This is a genomic window from Pseudarthrobacter sp. As-47 (genome assembly GCF_058215595.1).
On the sequence record NZ_CM177088.1, the window covers coordinates 3,775,114 to 3,789,500 of the forward strand.

General features: G+C 68.2%; 9 protein-coding genes and 1 pseudogene. 6 read left to right on the plus strand and 4 right to left on the minus strand.

Annotated features, from left to right (window positions below; all coding sequences use genetic code 11):
- The first annotated feature begins 57 nt into the window (after positions 1–57).
- Complete coding sequence (locus AC4BCK_RS17580) at positions 58–531, plus strand: GNAT family N-acetyltransferase (protein WP_310113293.1); 474 nt, start codon at positions 58–60, stop codon at positions 529–531.
- 141 nt (positions 532–672) lie between these two features.
- Here AC4BCK_RS17580 and AC4BCK_RS17585 read toward each other — a convergent pair.
- A pseudogene (locus tag AC4BCK_RS17585) lies at positions 673–1,361 on the minus strand (DUF222 domain-containing protein); the annotation flags it as partial.
- A gap of 116 nt (positions 1,362–1,477) precedes the next feature.
- Between AC4BCK_RS17585 and AC4BCK_RS17590 the strand changes: the two are divergent.
- Both AC4BCK_RS17590 and AC4BCK_RS17595 read left to right on the plus strand, forming a co-directional pair.
- Positions 1,478–2,035, plus strand: a complete 558-nt coding sequence (locus AC4BCK_RS17590) for a hypothetical protein (protein ID WP_363959779.1) — start codon at positions 1,478–1,480, stop codon at positions 2,033–2,035.
- Positions 2,032–4,914, plus strand: coding sequence for an ATP-binding cassette domain-containing protein (locus AC4BCK_RS17595; protein WP_490566271.1), 2,883 nt, complete (start codon positions 2,032–2,034; stop codon positions 4,912–4,914). Before AC4BCK_RS17590 ends, AC4BCK_RS17595 begins: the two co-directional genes overlap by 4 nt.
- A 98-nt stretch (positions 4,915–5,012) precedes the next feature.
- Here AC4BCK_RS17595 and AC4BCK_RS17600 read toward each other — a convergent pair whose 3' ends face one another.
- Both AC4BCK_RS17600 and AC4BCK_RS17605 read right to left on the minus strand, forming a co-directional pair.
- On the minus strand, positions 5,013–7,892 hold the full coding sequence (locus AC4BCK_RS17600; RefSeq protein WP_490566272.1) for an FAD-binding and (Fe-S)-binding domain-containing protein: 2,880 nt from the start codon (positions 7,890–7,892) through the stop codon (positions 5,013–5,015).
- Between the two features lies 1 nt (position 7,893).
- Positions 7,894–9,618, minus strand: coding sequence for an L-lactate permease (locus AC4BCK_RS17605; protein ID WP_400591834.1), 1,725 nt, complete (start codon positions 9,616–9,618; stop codon positions 7,894–7,896).
- Positions 9,619–9,757: 139 nt separating this feature from the next.
- Here AC4BCK_RS17605 and AC4BCK_RS17610 point away from each other — a divergent pair, with 139 nt between their 5' ends.
- Both AC4BCK_RS17610 and AC4BCK_RS17615 read left to right on the plus strand, forming a co-directional pair.
- Complete coding sequence (locus AC4BCK_RS17610) at positions 9,758–10,450, plus strand: GntR family transcriptional regulator (RefSeq protein WP_120692522.1); 693 nt, start codon at positions 9,758–9,760, stop codon at positions 10,448–10,450.
- Between the two features lie 183 nt (positions 10,451–10,633).
- Positions 10,634–11,458: an alpha/beta fold hydrolase gene (locus AC4BCK_RS17615; protein WP_490566273.1), complete on the plus strand. Its 825-nt coding sequence runs from the start codon at positions 10,634–10,636 to the stop codon at positions 11,456–11,458.
- A gap of 22 nt (positions 11,459–11,480) precedes the next feature.
- Here AC4BCK_RS17615 and AC4BCK_RS17620 read toward each other — a convergent pair whose 3' ends face one another.
- The gene (locus AC4BCK_RS17620; RefSeq protein ID WP_490566274.1) at positions 11,481–12,665 is read right to left on the minus strand and encodes a saccharopine dehydrogenase family protein; all 1,185 of its coding nucleotides are present in this window, start codon (positions 12,663–12,665) and stop codon (positions 11,481–11,483) included.
- A gap of 82 nt (positions 12,666–12,747) precedes the next feature.
- Here AC4BCK_RS17620 and AC4BCK_RS17625 point away from each other — a divergent pair, with 82 nt between their 5' ends.
- The gene (locus AC4BCK_RS17625) at positions 12,748–14,277 is read left to right on the plus strand and encodes an IS1634 family transposase (protein WP_363960563.1); all 1,530 of its coding nucleotides are present in this window, start codon (positions 12,748–12,750) and stop codon (positions 14,275–14,277) included.
- Positions 14,278–14,387 lie beyond the last annotated feature (110 nt).

Sequence of the window (14,387 nt, forward strand, 5' to 3'; positions counted from 1 at the left end):
CCGGCCTCGGATAGTGGCGTCATGAAGTCCGCCGCGTCAGCCGGTAAATTTGGCTCGGTGATTTCCATTGACCGGGACGACCCCTCGCGCGGCGACGTCCATCAGCTCCTCAGCGAACACCTGGCGGACATGTTCGCCACCTCCCCGGCCGAAAGCGTCCACGCCCTGGACCACTCCGCCCTCTCCGCGCCGTCGATCACGTTTTGGACGGCCCGTGAGGACGGCGGGCTGCTGGGGTGCGGCGCACTCAAACTTCTTGAAGCTAGTCCCGGATCACCGGTGCACGGCGAGATCAAGTCGATGCGCACTGCGGCAAGCGCCCGGGGACGCGGCGTGGCCACCCTGATGCTCCGCCATATCCTCGACGACGCCCGCGCCCGGAACCTTGAGCGCGTCTACCTTGAGACTGGCACCGAGGACTACTTCGCCCCCGCGCGCCGGCTGTACGCCCGCAACGGCTTCACGGAGTGCCCGCCGTTCGCCGGCTACGTCCTGGACCCCAACAGCGTCTTTATGGAGCTCCGTCTGTAGGACCTGCTCCAGCGGACACGGCGGAGACAGCGCGGGGTGCCAGGCAGCGCTGCTTAGGCTGGCGAAGAGCGTCAGGCAGCGAGCCGCGTCAGCAGCACCTGTTCCAGGGGGCTAACAACAGGCAGGCAGTCGGGCGGGATGAGCGGAGGTTCCCGGTCCGGGTGCTCGGCTGGGTAGTACCGGCGGGACCGGCCCCAGCCCGTCGATCTCGGCCGGTTCGTCGGTAATGCCGAGGAAGGAGAGGACCGGAACGGTCACCAGGACGTCAGCCTTGGGGAAGGCACGTCTCCAACGTCCTGGTTCGCGCTGCCCAGCAGCAGCCCTGCCGCAATGTCGGTGCGCAACTGGCTGAGATTGCGGGGTTCCCGCGGGCCCTGCAGGCCGCGGGCCAGTGCCGTCGACTTGTTCCAGACGGCCAAGGCCGTGTCGCCGGGAAGATAGAGCGACAACCAGGCCATGCCGTCCCGGTCCGGACTGAACTCCACTCGGCGGTCCGCCACGCTCTTCGCATGGCGTTCCTCGAGGGACTCAGGGTGGTGGCGTTCACGCCAGGCCCGGAGCTTCCGCCGGAACCGGGCGGGCACCAACTCTCCGGGCGCGGCGCCGCGGCCCGCGTCCGGGCCGAAGAAGTGGGCCTCCAGGGCGGAGACTGCTGCGGGAGTGAGGCCGGCTGTCTCATCCACCACGGTGCGTGCGTGCTGCCAGCCGATGGCGCCGGTTTGCAGCGCATCGAATGCCGCCGGCAAGGACGTGGCCAGCGCGTGGGATTCTCCCACCAGGGCGGCTGCGGCGCGTTCGCCGCTGGTGAGCGCGCATGCGACTTGTGCCACCTAACCTCCGGCAGTCGTCCGCTGGCTCCAAGTGGCGCGCCTGCCCCTGCCTGAAGCCCAACGTCACAAAGGCGACCGCCTCCGGATCCTGCCGGGCAACGCCCTACCCTTAACAGGTGACTTTGACTAAGATGCGCACCGCCGCCGCGAGCTCCCTCGCCGCCGCCGGTCTCCTGTTCTCCCTCGCCGCCTGTTCCGCGCCGTCCGCCACCCAGCCAACCACCTCCGCACCGTCGCCCTCGGCCGCGGCTTCCTCCAGCGACGCCTCCGGCCCCTGCGACGGCGTGAAGGTCATCGTCGACTCGGGCGCCCTGAAGCAAGAAGCCGCCGACACCACCGTGTGCGTGCCCGTGGACGGGCCCACGGTCGCTGCCGAGATCCTCGAAGAGGCCGACGTGGAGACCGAGGGCACCACGCAGTACCCCAACGAACTGGTGTGCCGGGTGAACGGGGTGCCCGCCGCGGACTTCGACATCACGCACAAGGAGGGCACGTACCGCGAAGAATGCCAGGGCATGCCCGCCGCCTTCGCCTACTGGGCACTCTGGGTCAAGCCGGCCGCCGGTGACTGGGCCTACGCCCAGGAGGGCCTCGCCACCCTGAAGGTGAGCCCGGGCGAGAGCCTGGAACTGCTCTTCACGGTCGACGGCGAACCGGCCGCCCCCGCGGCATGACCTTCCGGCCCGCGCCATTACGCGCCGCGGCGGCCCTCGCCGTCGTCTTCATCGTGGCGCGGGTCGTCTACCGCATCCTTTTCAACGGGGCGGGCATCGGCGAGCCGGTCCTGCTCGACCTGCCGGCCATGCGCCTGCCTGCCCCGTACGCCCACGTGGTTTTCCTCGGCCCGGTCAGCGGACCCGGGCTGTGGGCGGCGGTCCTGTCCGCCCTGCCGATTGCCGCGATGTTCCTCGGTTTCGGCCTGCTCAACGCGTTTGTGGACGTGGCCCGCGGCTTCGTCCACCTGGCCCGCCGCGGCCCCATGCAGGGCATCGGGCGGATGCTGGTGGTGGCCTGGGCGGCGCTCCCCGCACTGTCCGACGCCGTCACCTCCGTCCGCCTGGCGTTCCGGCTGCGGGGCGAACGCTTCGGGCCTCGCGCCCTGGTGCCCGTCCTCGAGCGCACCCTTGAGCACGCAGGCAGGGTTGCCGCGGCCCTGGAGCTGCGCGGCTTCGGGAGCCGGGCAGGGCACCGTCCCGGGAACGACGACGGCGGCCCGCTTCAGGTGCGCGACGCCCAGTTCCGCATCGGCGACGCGCAGGTCGAAGTCCCGGACTTCGCGCCGCGGCCCGGGTCCATCACGGTGATCACCGGGCCCACCGGCTCCGGCAAGTCCACCATCCTGCGCGGCATCGCCGGGCTCCTCTCCCACGTGGACGGCGGAGACATCTCCGGCACCGTGCGCGTTTCCGGATTGGACCGCGCCGCCACGCCGCCGCGCGATACTGCCCAAGCCGTCGGCGTCGTCCTGCAGAATCCCCGTGCCGCCTTCGCCACCACCAAGGTCCGGGACGAAATCTCCCTGGCCCTTGAGCTGCGCGGCGTGGCGTCCGGGGCCGCCAAGGCCCGGGTGCTGGAGGTCGCGGAGCGCATCGGCGTGGCGGCACTCCTGGACCGGAACGTCAGCACCCTGTCCGCGGGCGAGGCAACACTCGTGGCCATCGCCGCCGCTACGGTGGAAAATCCGGCCCTGCTCCTGGTGGACGAGCCCCTGGCCGACCTCGACACCACAACCCGCAGGCACGTCATCGCCGTGCTCAACGCCCTCGCCCGCGACGCCGGCGTCTGCGTCATCGTGGCGGAGCACCGGGCGTCAGCGCTCGTCCCGGTAGCCGACTCCTGGTGGACCGTCGAGGGCGGCACCTTGATCCCAACAGCAGGGGTCCCGGCATCGTCCACCTCGGCGTCGGTCGAAGGCCGCCAGCTCCCTTCTCAGCCAGCCGGCCACGCCCCGGTGCTGACGGCGACTAACCTCGCCGTCCACCGCAAGGGCAACACCCTGGTGCGCGACGCGTCCCTGACCCTGCACCGCGGTGAGGTGGTGGCGCTGGTGGGCCCGAACGGTGCCGGGAAGTCGTCCCTCCTGGTGGCGCTGGCCCTGCGTGAGGGCAGCGGCGGTCTACGGGCTGGTGGCGAAAGCGGAGGCGTGGTGGCAACGCTCGACGGCGGCCGGGTCGCCCTGGTGCCGGACGCCTCGGACGACCTCTTCACCAGGGATACGGTGGCGGGCGAGCTACGCGCGGCCGAACGTCGCCTTGCGCGCCGAAAGAACGGCGGACAGCCCGCGCCCGGCTTTGCGGCGTCGCGCCTGGCCCGGCTGCGGGGCAGCGCCACGGTCCCCATCGGACATGAGCACCCCCGGGACCTCTCTGCAGGCGAGCGCCGGATCCTTGCCATCGCGCTGCAGACCATGGACGATCCCCAGGTCCTCCTGATCGATGAGCCCACCCGCGGACTCGACCCTGCGGCGCGGACGGCCGTCGCGGCGGCTTTGACAGCCGCGGCGGACTCCGGCGCGGCGGTCCTGGTCGCCACCCACGACCACGACTTCGCCCACAGCCTCGGCGCCCGGATCCTGCCGATGCGTGACGGCGTCGCGCCCTCCTCCGAAGCGGCACCGGCCAAAGAACCCGAACCGCTCCTCGCGCTCCCCCGGCACGCAGCAACCGGACCGGAACCGAAGACCATCGAACCAGGATCCCCCGCAGCGGAACGAAAGCGCCGCCTCCGCATGCCGCGCGGCGTCGAACTCGCCGTCCTCGCAGCAGCGAACCTCCTGGCCCTTGCTGCCTTCTGCTGGCCGCTGCTCGCCGCGGCACTTCCCCAGGACGCAGCCGCCGCCCTCCCCTACGCGGCGCTGGCCATCGCGCCGCTCGCCGTCGTCGCCATCATTGTGTCCCTGGACGGCTCGGTCCGCTCGGCGCACACCGTGGCGCTCCTCGGCGTCCTGGCAGCGGTGGGATCGGCGGTGCGGGTGGCAAGCACCGGCGTCGGGGGCGTGGAGGCTGTGTTTATCCTGCTGATCCTGGCCGGCCGGGCGTTCGGTGCCCGGTTCGGCATGCTGCTCGGCGCCGCCACCATCGCCCTTTCAAGTGCCCTGTGGGGCGGGATCGGGCCGTGGACCCCGTTCCAGATCTTCGCCTGCGCGTGGGTGGGCGCGGGCGCCGGACTGCTCCCCCGCCGGGTCCGCGGCAAGGCGGAACTGTGGATGCTGTGCGGCTACGGCATTGTGGCGTCCTACCTGTTCGGCCTGCTGACCAACCTGTGGTTCTGGCCGTTCGCCGTGGGCGCCGGAACCGGCATCTCCTATGTGCCCGGCGCACCGCTGGGCACCAACCTGAGCAGCTTCCTGCTGTACTCGCTGGTGACGTCGACGGCGGGCTGGGACACCCTGCGCGCCGTCACAACCATCATCGGCATCGCCGTGGTGGGACGGGCCATCCTCGCCGCGCTCCGGCGGGTGAAGCCGGTCTCCAGCGCGGGCGGAGGCGCCGGCGGGCACGCCGCGCAGGCTTCATCCAACCAGGCCGGGGACCGGCTGCACCTTAGGGTCTGAGCACACCGCCGGGACCCCACCCCCACGCTGCGGGAAACTCAGGGCGCTGCTCGCGGACCTCAAGGTCGGGGCGGTTTCTCCTGCCCAGGAAAGCCATCCTATGCACCCGTCGAGCTGCGAAATTCAGGGGTCGTTACGACGCCTTCCCCGGGCCGCGTCACTTCCTCCAGCAGCTCCAGCACGTGCCGGTACTCAGCCCCGGTTGCCCTGGTCATCCCCAGCTCACAGGTGCGGTTGCAGGACGCATGGGCTGACGCGCCCAGCTCCGCGACCTCCTCCCCCTGCTTCCGGGTGGCGGACTCGGTGAGCTCGGGGTGGAGCATGCCGCGGTCCCCCGCGAAGGCACAGCAGCCCCAGTTCACAGGGACATCCACCTTCTCGGCCACAGCACCGGCCACAGCATCCAGGGAACTGTTGATCCCCAGACGCGTGGACGAGCAGGTGGGGTGCAGTGCCAGCGAATCCAGCTTCTTGTGGTCGGGGAGCATGGGCAGGATGCGTTCGGCCGCGAAGTCCACCGCATCCACAATCCGCAGCGGACGCTGCCCCACCAGGGGAACATCCGATTCCACGGCCTGGCGAAGGCCTTCCGTGCAGGACGACGCATCGCAGATGATGGCCAGTTCGCCGTCCCGGGTGGCTTCCCGCAGCGCGGCCAGGGTCTTCTCCTGCATGGTCGCCTGGCCGGCCACCATGCCCTTGGAGGACCAGGGGGTGCCGCAGCACAGGCCATCGATGCCCTGCGGCACCAGCAGGGTGATCCCGGCCCGTTCGCACAGCTGCTCGAAGCTGTACTGGACGCCCGGCCCGGGCGTGCCGGACTGATCCGCACCGGCCGGCCCGAACATGGTCCCCACGCACGCGGGGAAGTAGACGGCGTCCGGTGCCCGGTCCGGCGTCGGACGTTTCCGCACGGAACCGCCGCCCGGCAGCTCGGCCGAGTACAGAGGGACGGTGTCGGTGCCCAGGACCGCCCTGGCTGCCTTGTTTGGCGGGACCAGCGCGGCGGCCGGCAGCTTGTTGACCACGGTGAGCGCGAGCGAAGCGCCGCGGGTCACCCCTTCCCAGTGCTTGGCAGCCGCGTTCCAGGCGCCGTTGGCCACGGAACCGGCGTCGGAACGCCTGATCCGCTTGACCAGGACCCCCGTGTTGATGTCCACCGGACAGGCCGTCTGGCACATGCCGTCCACCGCGCAGGTCTGCACGGACTCGTAGTCGTAATCCTTCTCCAGCTGTTCCACGAGAGCCGTGTCCCCGGCCAGACGCGCGGCCTCGATGGCACGCAGGGTGACGATGCGCTGCCGCGGCGTAAGGGTGAGGTCCTTGCTGGGGCACACCGGCTCGCAGTAGCCGCAGGAGACACAGCGGTCCACCTCTTCGGCCACGGGTGGCGCCGTTTTGATGTGCCGGAGGTGCGCCTCGGGATCGTCGTCCAGGATGACGCCGGGGTTGAGGATCCCGCGCGGATCGAACAGCTCCTTGATCCTGAGCATCACGCCGTACAGCTCATTCCCGTACTGCCGCCGCACATAGGGCGCCATCACCCGTCCGGTGCCATGCTCGGCTTTGAGTGAGCCGCCCTCCCCCAGCACCAGGTCCACCATGTCCTCGGTGAACGAGCTGTACCTGTCCAGCTCCTCCGCGGTGCTGAACCCGTCCGTGAGCATGAAGTGGACGTTCCCGTCTTTGGCGTGGCCGAAGATCACGCTGTTGCTGTAGCTGTACTTGTCGAACAGCCCGATGAGGTCCTGGCAGGTGCGGCCGAGCACGGGAACCGGGACCACGATGTCCTCCAGCAGAGCGGTGGTCCCCTGCGGCCGGGCTCCCGCCACCGAGGCGTACAGGCCCTTGCGCAGGTGCCAGAGCCCCGCACGTGCTTTGGCGTCACCCGTGAAGTGGGCTTCGGCGGAGAGGCTCAGCTCCTTGAGGATGCTTTCACCGCCCTGCTGCAGTTCCGCGAGCCGGTCCTGCCCTTCGGCCGAGTATTCAACCAGCAGGGCAGCGTGGTCCCGCACCACCAGGTCACGCACGACGGCGGGAGTCCCCTTCAGCGTCTGGCCCACCTTGAGGGACAGCGCGTCCATGAGCTCCACCGTGGCTGCGCCGGTTTCCACCAGCGCGGGCAGGGCGGCGTTGGCCGCCCGCAGGTCCGGGAAGACGAGCAGTCCGGTGGCGGCGTGCTGCAGCCGCGGGATGGTGCGGAAGACGGCCTCGGCCACGAAGCCCAGGGTTCCCTCGCTGCCGACGATCAGGTGGGCCATGATGTCCACCGGGCTGCTGAAGTCCAGCAGCGTGTTGAGGCCGTAGCCCATGGTGTTCTTCATGGCGAACTGCTGCCGGATCCTGCGCACGGACTCGCTGTTTCCGCGCACCCGCTCCGCCAGCTGGGCCAAGCCCTGGTAAAGCTCCGGCTCCAGCGCGCGCAGCTTGGTGTCCGCGTCCGGGGCGCCGGTGTCAATGACTGTCCCGGACGGGAGCACTACGGTGAGGGACTCGAGCGTACGGTAGGCGTTGTCCACGGTTCCGCAGTTCATGCCGGACGAGTTGTTCGCCACCACACCGCCGATGGTGCACGCGGCCTCGCTGGCCGGATCGGGCCCAAACTTCCGGCCGTAGGGTGCCAGCCGGGCATTCAGCGCCCGCACCGTGACGCCGGGCTGCACCCGGACACGCGCACCGCCGTCGAGCACTTCAACGTCCCGGAAATTGCGCCGCACGTCCACCAGCACGCCGTCGGTGACGGCCTGTCCGCTGAGGCTGGTCCCGCCGGAGCGGAACGTGAGCGGCACGCCCTGGGCGGCACTCGCGCGGAGCAGCCCGCCCACGTCGGCTGCGCTTCCGGCGGTGACCACGGCCTGCGGGATCAGCAGGAAGTGGGAGGCGTCGTGGGCGTTTGCGTGCAGGTCGATGGCCCGGGTTTTGACGTGGGCGGGATCGGTGACAGCGGAGCGGAGGGCTGCGAGGTCCAGCGGTGCCATATCAGGGAACCATCCAGCCGAGGACGGGCGTTGACTGCAGGAAGATCAGGACCGTGATGAGGGCGAGGAGGCCCAGGCTCCAGCCGATGAGCTTGCGGAACAGGGTTCCCTCGGCACCGTCAAGCCCCACCGCTGCCGAGGCCACGGCCAGGTTCTGCAGGGACAACATCTTGCCCATCACGCCGGCGGAGGAGTTGGACGCAGCCATCAGCACGGGTGAAAGTCCGGTCTGCTCCGCTGCGGTGGCCTGCATCTGCCCGAACAACGAGTTGGAGGAGGTGTCCGAGCCGGTGAGTGCCACGCCGATCCAGCCGATCAGCGGCGAGAGCAGGGCGAAGAAGCCGCCGGCGGAGGCCAGGGCGAAGCCCAAAGTGGTGGTCTGGCCGGACAGGTTCATCACGAAAGAGAGGCCCAGCACGGCGGTGACGGTGACGATGGTCCAGCGCAGCTGCACCACGGTGTCGCGGTAGATGCGCAGGCCCTGGGATGTACTGATTTTGTAGAGCAGCATGGTAAGCAGGCCGGAGAACAGCAGCAGGGTGCCGGTGGCCTTGAGGTGGTCCAGCTTGAACTTGGTGGCCGCCACCGGCTTGCCGGCCGAGTCCGTGATGTCCAGGCCGGGCCAGGCGAACGTGACGCTGCCAACCTGGGTCAGCCAGGCCTTGACGGCAGGGATCTGGGCCACGGAAAACACCGCAATGATGATCAGGTAGGGCGCGATCGCCATCCAGATCTGGCGCGGCCCGGGCCGGGAGTTGTCCGTGGGGATGGCGGGGTCTGCAGGCAGGGCGCTGCCGCCGCTGCCGCGTGCCGCCGTCGTACCTTCCTGTGCCGCGGAGCCGCCCGTTCCGCCGGCGCTGACGACGGCGGGGACCGCCGCAGCCTCCACGGCACCGCCCATGCCCACGGTTTCCTTCGGCTGCCAGACCTTCAGCATGAGCAGGACCGCGGCCACGGTGACGACGGCGGCGACGACGTCCGTGAGTTCCACGGCGAAGTAGTTGGAGGTGACGAACTGGGCCAGGCCGAAGGCGGCGCCTGCCACCAGTGCCACGGGCCAGGTCTGCTTGACGCCGCGGCGGCCGTCCACGATGAACACCAGCAGCAGCGGGACGATCAGGGCAATGAACGGCGTCTGGCGTCCGGCCATGGCGGACAGCTCATTCAGGGGCAGGCCGGTGACGCCGTTGAGGGCAATGATGGGTGCGGCCATGGCGCCGAATGCCACGGGAGCGGTGTTGGCCAGCAGCGAGACAATTGCGGACTTCAGGGGTTTCATGCCGGCGGCCATCAGCATGGCGGCGGAAATTGCCACGGGTGCGCCGAATCCGGCCAGCGACTCAAGCAGCGCACCGAAGCAGAAGGCGATGAGGATGGCCAGGATCCGGAGGTCGTTGGAGATGGAACGGATGGTGCGTCCCAGGACCTCGAACCACGGCGTGGCCACGGTGAGCCGGTAGATCCAGAGCGCGTTCACCAGGATCCACAGGATGGGGAACAGCCCGTAGAAGATGCCGGCCGCCGTGGCGCTCAGGGCTTGGTTGACCGGCATCTGCCAGCCGACGACGGCCAGCACCAGTGACAGGGCCAGGCCGGCCAGGGCGGCGAAAGGTGCTTTGACCTTGAAGACGCCAAGGAGGACGAAAAGCAGGACGAGGGGAAGTGCCGCGCAAAGGGCTGAAATCACGAGGGACCCGGCGAGGGGGTCGAGGATCTGCTGAAACATGTGTCTCCAGATTGTGTTAGGCGTCACAACACCGTGGCGCCCTTCGATTGTCTAACAAGTACACATGTTGGTCAAGTATCGATGTTGTTCTGTCTGGCAAGATGAAGTACGTCGGAAAGAACCTTGGGAGGGAACGCACGTGCCCGGTCGCATTGCAGCAGTCTCCATCGTGGAGGCGATCGCCGCAGATCTGCGGAGCCGCGTCTTCTCCGGTGAGCTCGGTTCCGGGGAGGCCCTCACCGAGACGGACGTCGCTTCCACCTACGAGGTGGCCCGCCCCACCGCCAAAGCCTCCATTGAAAAGCTCGTGGCCGAAGGGCTGCTGGACAGGGGAACGCACAAGACGGCACGCGTGGTGGATCTGGGACCGGAGTCGGTCCGGGACATCTACCTGGCCAGGGCCTACCTGGAAAGCGAAGTGCTCCGCCGGCTTGCCTCCGGCCGGACCGTTCCGGCCGGAGCCGTACAGGCGAACAAGGACATTGCCGCAGTGAAGAGCGGAGCGCCGCTGGACGTGGTGGAACCGGACATGAGGTTCCACACCAGCCTGATCGATGCTGTGGGCAATACGCGCATCAGCAAGATGTACCGGTCGCTCGTTGGGGAAGTCCGCCTGTGCATGTCCCGTGTACAGTCGCTGCACCTCCTCGACACCGCCCTGATCCAGGCGGAGCACCAGAGGCTGCTGGAACTGATTGAGGAAGGCCGGGGCGACGAAGCCGCCGGCCTGCTCGACGTCCATTTGGGGCGCGCCCGTGAACGGCTGGTCGCTGCAATGGGTGGCGAGGCCGGACCTGAAGCCCAGTTGCCGTCCGACCTGGTAGCCGAGTAACGAGCGAGGCTATGTCCCAAGTACTCATGCGCTGGATGAGTCGGGGAGCCGCGTAAGCCGCGGCGCATGCAAGGGGCTGAACGGACGTCGCCTTGAAGGTCATAGTGGGAGGATCGCTAGGATTCGCTATTTCCCGTCGATAGTCTGGGACAGGACGCCACCCGACGGAGGGTCAGTGAGAACGTGATGGAAGCAGTTGCCGCCGTAATCGGCCGGAACAACGTCACCATATCCGGCCGGGATGATGGGCCTGTCATGATGTTTGCCCACGGCTTCGGCTGCGACCAGGCTATGTGGCGGAAGCTGCTGCCCTATTTCGCTGACGATTACCGGCTGGTGCTCTTTGATCATGTTGGTGCGGGACACTCCGACATCAGCGCCTATGACTGGGAGAAGTACGGGTCCCTGAACGGGTACGCGTCGGACCTGCTGGAGATTTGCGCCGCCCTTGAACTTGAGGACGTCATCCTGGTGGGCCACAGTGTCAGCACCATGATCGCCGTGATCGCCGCCGTGCAGGACCCCAGCCGCTTCTCCCACCTGGTCCTGCTTGCTCCTTCGCCCCGTCATACGGATGACCCGTACGACGGCTACGTGGGCGGCTTTTCGCGGGAAGACATCGAGGGCCTGCTGGCATCTCTGGACAGCGACTACTTCGCCTGGGCCGCGGCCTTGGCCCCCGTGGTGATGGGCAACCCGCAGGAGCCCGAATTAGCGGAGGACTTGCGCGTTAGCTTCTGCCGGACAAATCCGACCATCGCACGGCACTTCGCGGGGGTAACTTTCTTCTCCGACACCCGCCCTGAACTGAAAAAGGTACGCACCAGCTGCCTGATACTGCAGTGCTCCAACGATCGGCTTGCCCCGCCGGAAGTGGGTGCCTACCTGCACAAGAATCTGGAACACAGCACCCTGGTGCAGCTCCAGGCCACCGGGCACTGCCCCCACGTCAGTGCCCCGGAGGAAACAGCCCGGGCGATTCTGCACTACCTCGACCCCCGCTCCTGACAGGTGACCTGCAGATCCGGGTTCAGGCGAGTTTGCGTACCTGGTAGGTGTGGCCGGCCGCGCGGAGCCGCTCTATGAGCACGTTGCCGAGTGCCGTGGCCGGTGTCAGCGACCCTTTCGCGGGCGGCAGCCGGTCACCGTCGAGGGCAAGAGCGAGTGCTGTCTCCCCTGCCATCACGGCGGTGGCGGCATAGCCGGGATCACCGGGGCCAGCAGCAATCGCCTGGTAACGCTGGCCGTCCTCGGTGCGGGCGGTCACCTGGGAGTGGAACCAGCCCGCGGGCTGCATGCTGGTGCTCGGACCCGTACCCGGTACCGGAAGAAAGCGGTCGAGCACCTTCCGGGTTGGTGGAAATGCCATCGCGCCCGTGAATGCCCGGAGCCCGAGTGCCATTGCCCTTGCGATGACCGCTCCTGCCGGTCCGGGGGCCACCTCCATCACCTCGCCGTACTGAAGAGAGCGGCCATAGGCCCAGCCCTGCAATGCGTTGCTGCGGCGCACTATCCGGGTGTTGAACGGGGCCATGATGAAAGGCGCGGTCCAGGTGCCGTCAGCGGAACGGCGCACAGGCCCGGCGTCAGGAGGCTGTGGTGTCGTCGGCTCCCGTGTGCGGTCGGGGCTCAGGGCGAAGGGGTCAGCGACTAATGACTGCAGGGCGGTGCTCGATCGCATCGCATCGAGCTGCCCGCGCATCGATTCGAGCGTGCCTCCGCTGATGCCGGCCCTGGCCCTTGCAACGAGTTGCACCTCGGCCAAACTGCCAGCGCCATCGGCTACTGCCGCCTGATGCAGCATCAGTACGGCGAGGTCAGACGGCACGGAGTCGTAGCCGCAGGAGTGCACGATCCTGGCCCCGCTCGTCCTGGCCAGAGCGTCGTAGCGATCGATCGCCTCCCGGATGAAGGACACCTCGCCGGCGAGGTCGGCGTAGTGGGTACCGGCCCGGGCGCAGGCCTCGACGACGGGCAGTCCGTGTTTCGCGTAGGGACCGACGGTGGTGAAGAGCACGTGTGTCTTCGCAGCCAGGGCGGCGATTGAGTCCGCATCCCCCGAGTCGGCTTCGATGAGGGCCCACCCGTGCGCCGCGGGTGGCAACTCCGACCGGAGCGCCTCGAGCCTGGACGAGGACCGGCCCGCGAGCCCGACTCGGAGACCGGCCGGTGCATGCTCGGCGAGGTAGGCGGCGATCAGTCTCCCGAGTTGCACAGGTAATTGGGGTTCTGGAGTGTTTGCCCAGCTCAAGGCGGGGTCACCTTCTGAAATGGGGCACTAACGGTAGCCTTCTGGGGTGTCCCCGCATATCCGGAAGGTGAAAACTGGCTCGGGCGCGACCGCGGTCCAAATCGTTGAGAAGCGGTCCGGGGTCCGGCGGATCCTCGAGCACCTCGGCTCAGCCCACGACGAGGCTGGAGTGGCAGCCTTGGTCCGCGCCGGGCAGGAGCGTCTGAACGCCGGCCAACAGGCCTTTGAGCTCGACCTCGTCCCGGCAAGCTCAGAATCTGCGGTCCCGGCGCACAATGCGGTGGTCGCCGGTTCACGATGCGAGGTCCTGTGGGAAGTCCTCGCGGACGCCTACTCCCGACTGGGATTCGACGTACTTGGGGACGACGCGTTCGCTGCGATGGTGCTCGCCCGGCTGGTGGAACCGGCTTCGAAAGCCGCCACGGTCGGGATACTCGAGGATCTGGGCGTAGCCGCCCCGCACCGCAACACTTTGGGAGCGGCGCTGAAACGCTGCCAGAACCGTGACTACCGCGGCACGCTGGCCAAGGCGTGCCTTGCCCACTCGGCCCGGACCACGGGAACCTCGGCGATGGTGCTCTACGATGTCACGACGCTTCACTTCGAGAATGAGGACGAAGACGCGTTGCGCAAGGTCGGGATGAGCAAGGAGCACCGCGTTGACCCGCAGGTCCAGGTCGGGCTCCTCGTGGATCCGGGCGGATTCCCGCTGGAAGTGCATCTGTTCGAGGGGAACAAGGCCGAGACAACCACCCTCATCCCCGTTCTGGAAGCGTTCCAGAAGCGGCACGGGGTGACGAACATGGTTGTCGTCGCCGACGCGGGAATGCTTTCGGCGGCGAACCTGAACGCGCTCGAAGATGCCGGGTTTTCCTTCATCGTCGGTTCCCGCCTGACCAAGGCCCCCTACGACCTGGCCGAGCACTTTGAGCGCCGCGGGGACTACTTCGAAAACGGGCAGATCCTTGAATCCAAGCGCGTCATGGGCACCGGCAAGTCCGCCCGGGAGCGCCGGATTGTCTACCAGTACTCCTTCAAACGAGCCAAGCGTGACAACCGCACCATCAATCTCATGATCGACAAAGCCGAACGCATCGCCGACGGCAAGATTCCCTTGAAGAAGGCCAGATTCCTGAAGGTCACAGGCGCACAGAAGACCCTGGACCAAGCCACTATCGACCGCGCCCGCCAGCTCTCGGGGCTCAAGGGCTACGTCACCAACCTCCCCGAAACCAAGATGCCAGGCGCCGAGGTGATCACCGCCTACCACGACCTCTGGCAGGTCGAGGCGTCCTTCCGCATGACCAAATCCGACCTACGCGCCCGGCCCGTGTTCCACCGTCAGCGCGATGCCATCGAAGCCCACCTCACCGTCGTGTTCGCAGCCCTCGCCATCGCACGCCATCTCCAGGACACTACCGGCGTCACGATCAAGAAGCTCGTGCGGACACTCAAGCCCCTGCGCACCGTCACCGTGCGCATCGGAGCTCAGACCATTACCGCCGCGCCAGCCATCGACCTGGAGGCACGGGCCATCCTCGACCGGCTACCGCCGATCAACGCACCGGGGCACTAAGCCTGTGCAACTCGGGTCGGAGACCGGCCGGTGCATGCTCGGCGAGGTAGGCGGCGATCAGTCTGCCGACGAAACCTGTCGCTCCGTAGAGAACGAGGTCATGATCCCGA

Excerpts from the sequence above, each read along its gene's own strand:
- AC4BCK_RS17595 (WP_490566271.1), top strand. The coding sequence starts at position 2,032 with ATGACCTTCCGGCCCGCGCCATTACGCGCCGCGGCGGCCCTCGCCGTC.
- AC4BCK_RS17600 (WP_490566272.1), bottom strand. The coding sequence starts at position 7,892 with ATGGCACCGCTGGACCTCGCAGCCCTCCGCTCCGCTGTCACCGATCCC.
- AC4BCK_RS17605 (WP_400591834.1), bottom strand. The coding sequence starts at position 9,618 with ATGTTTCAGCAGATCCTCGACCCCCTCGCCGGGTCCCTCGTGATTTCA.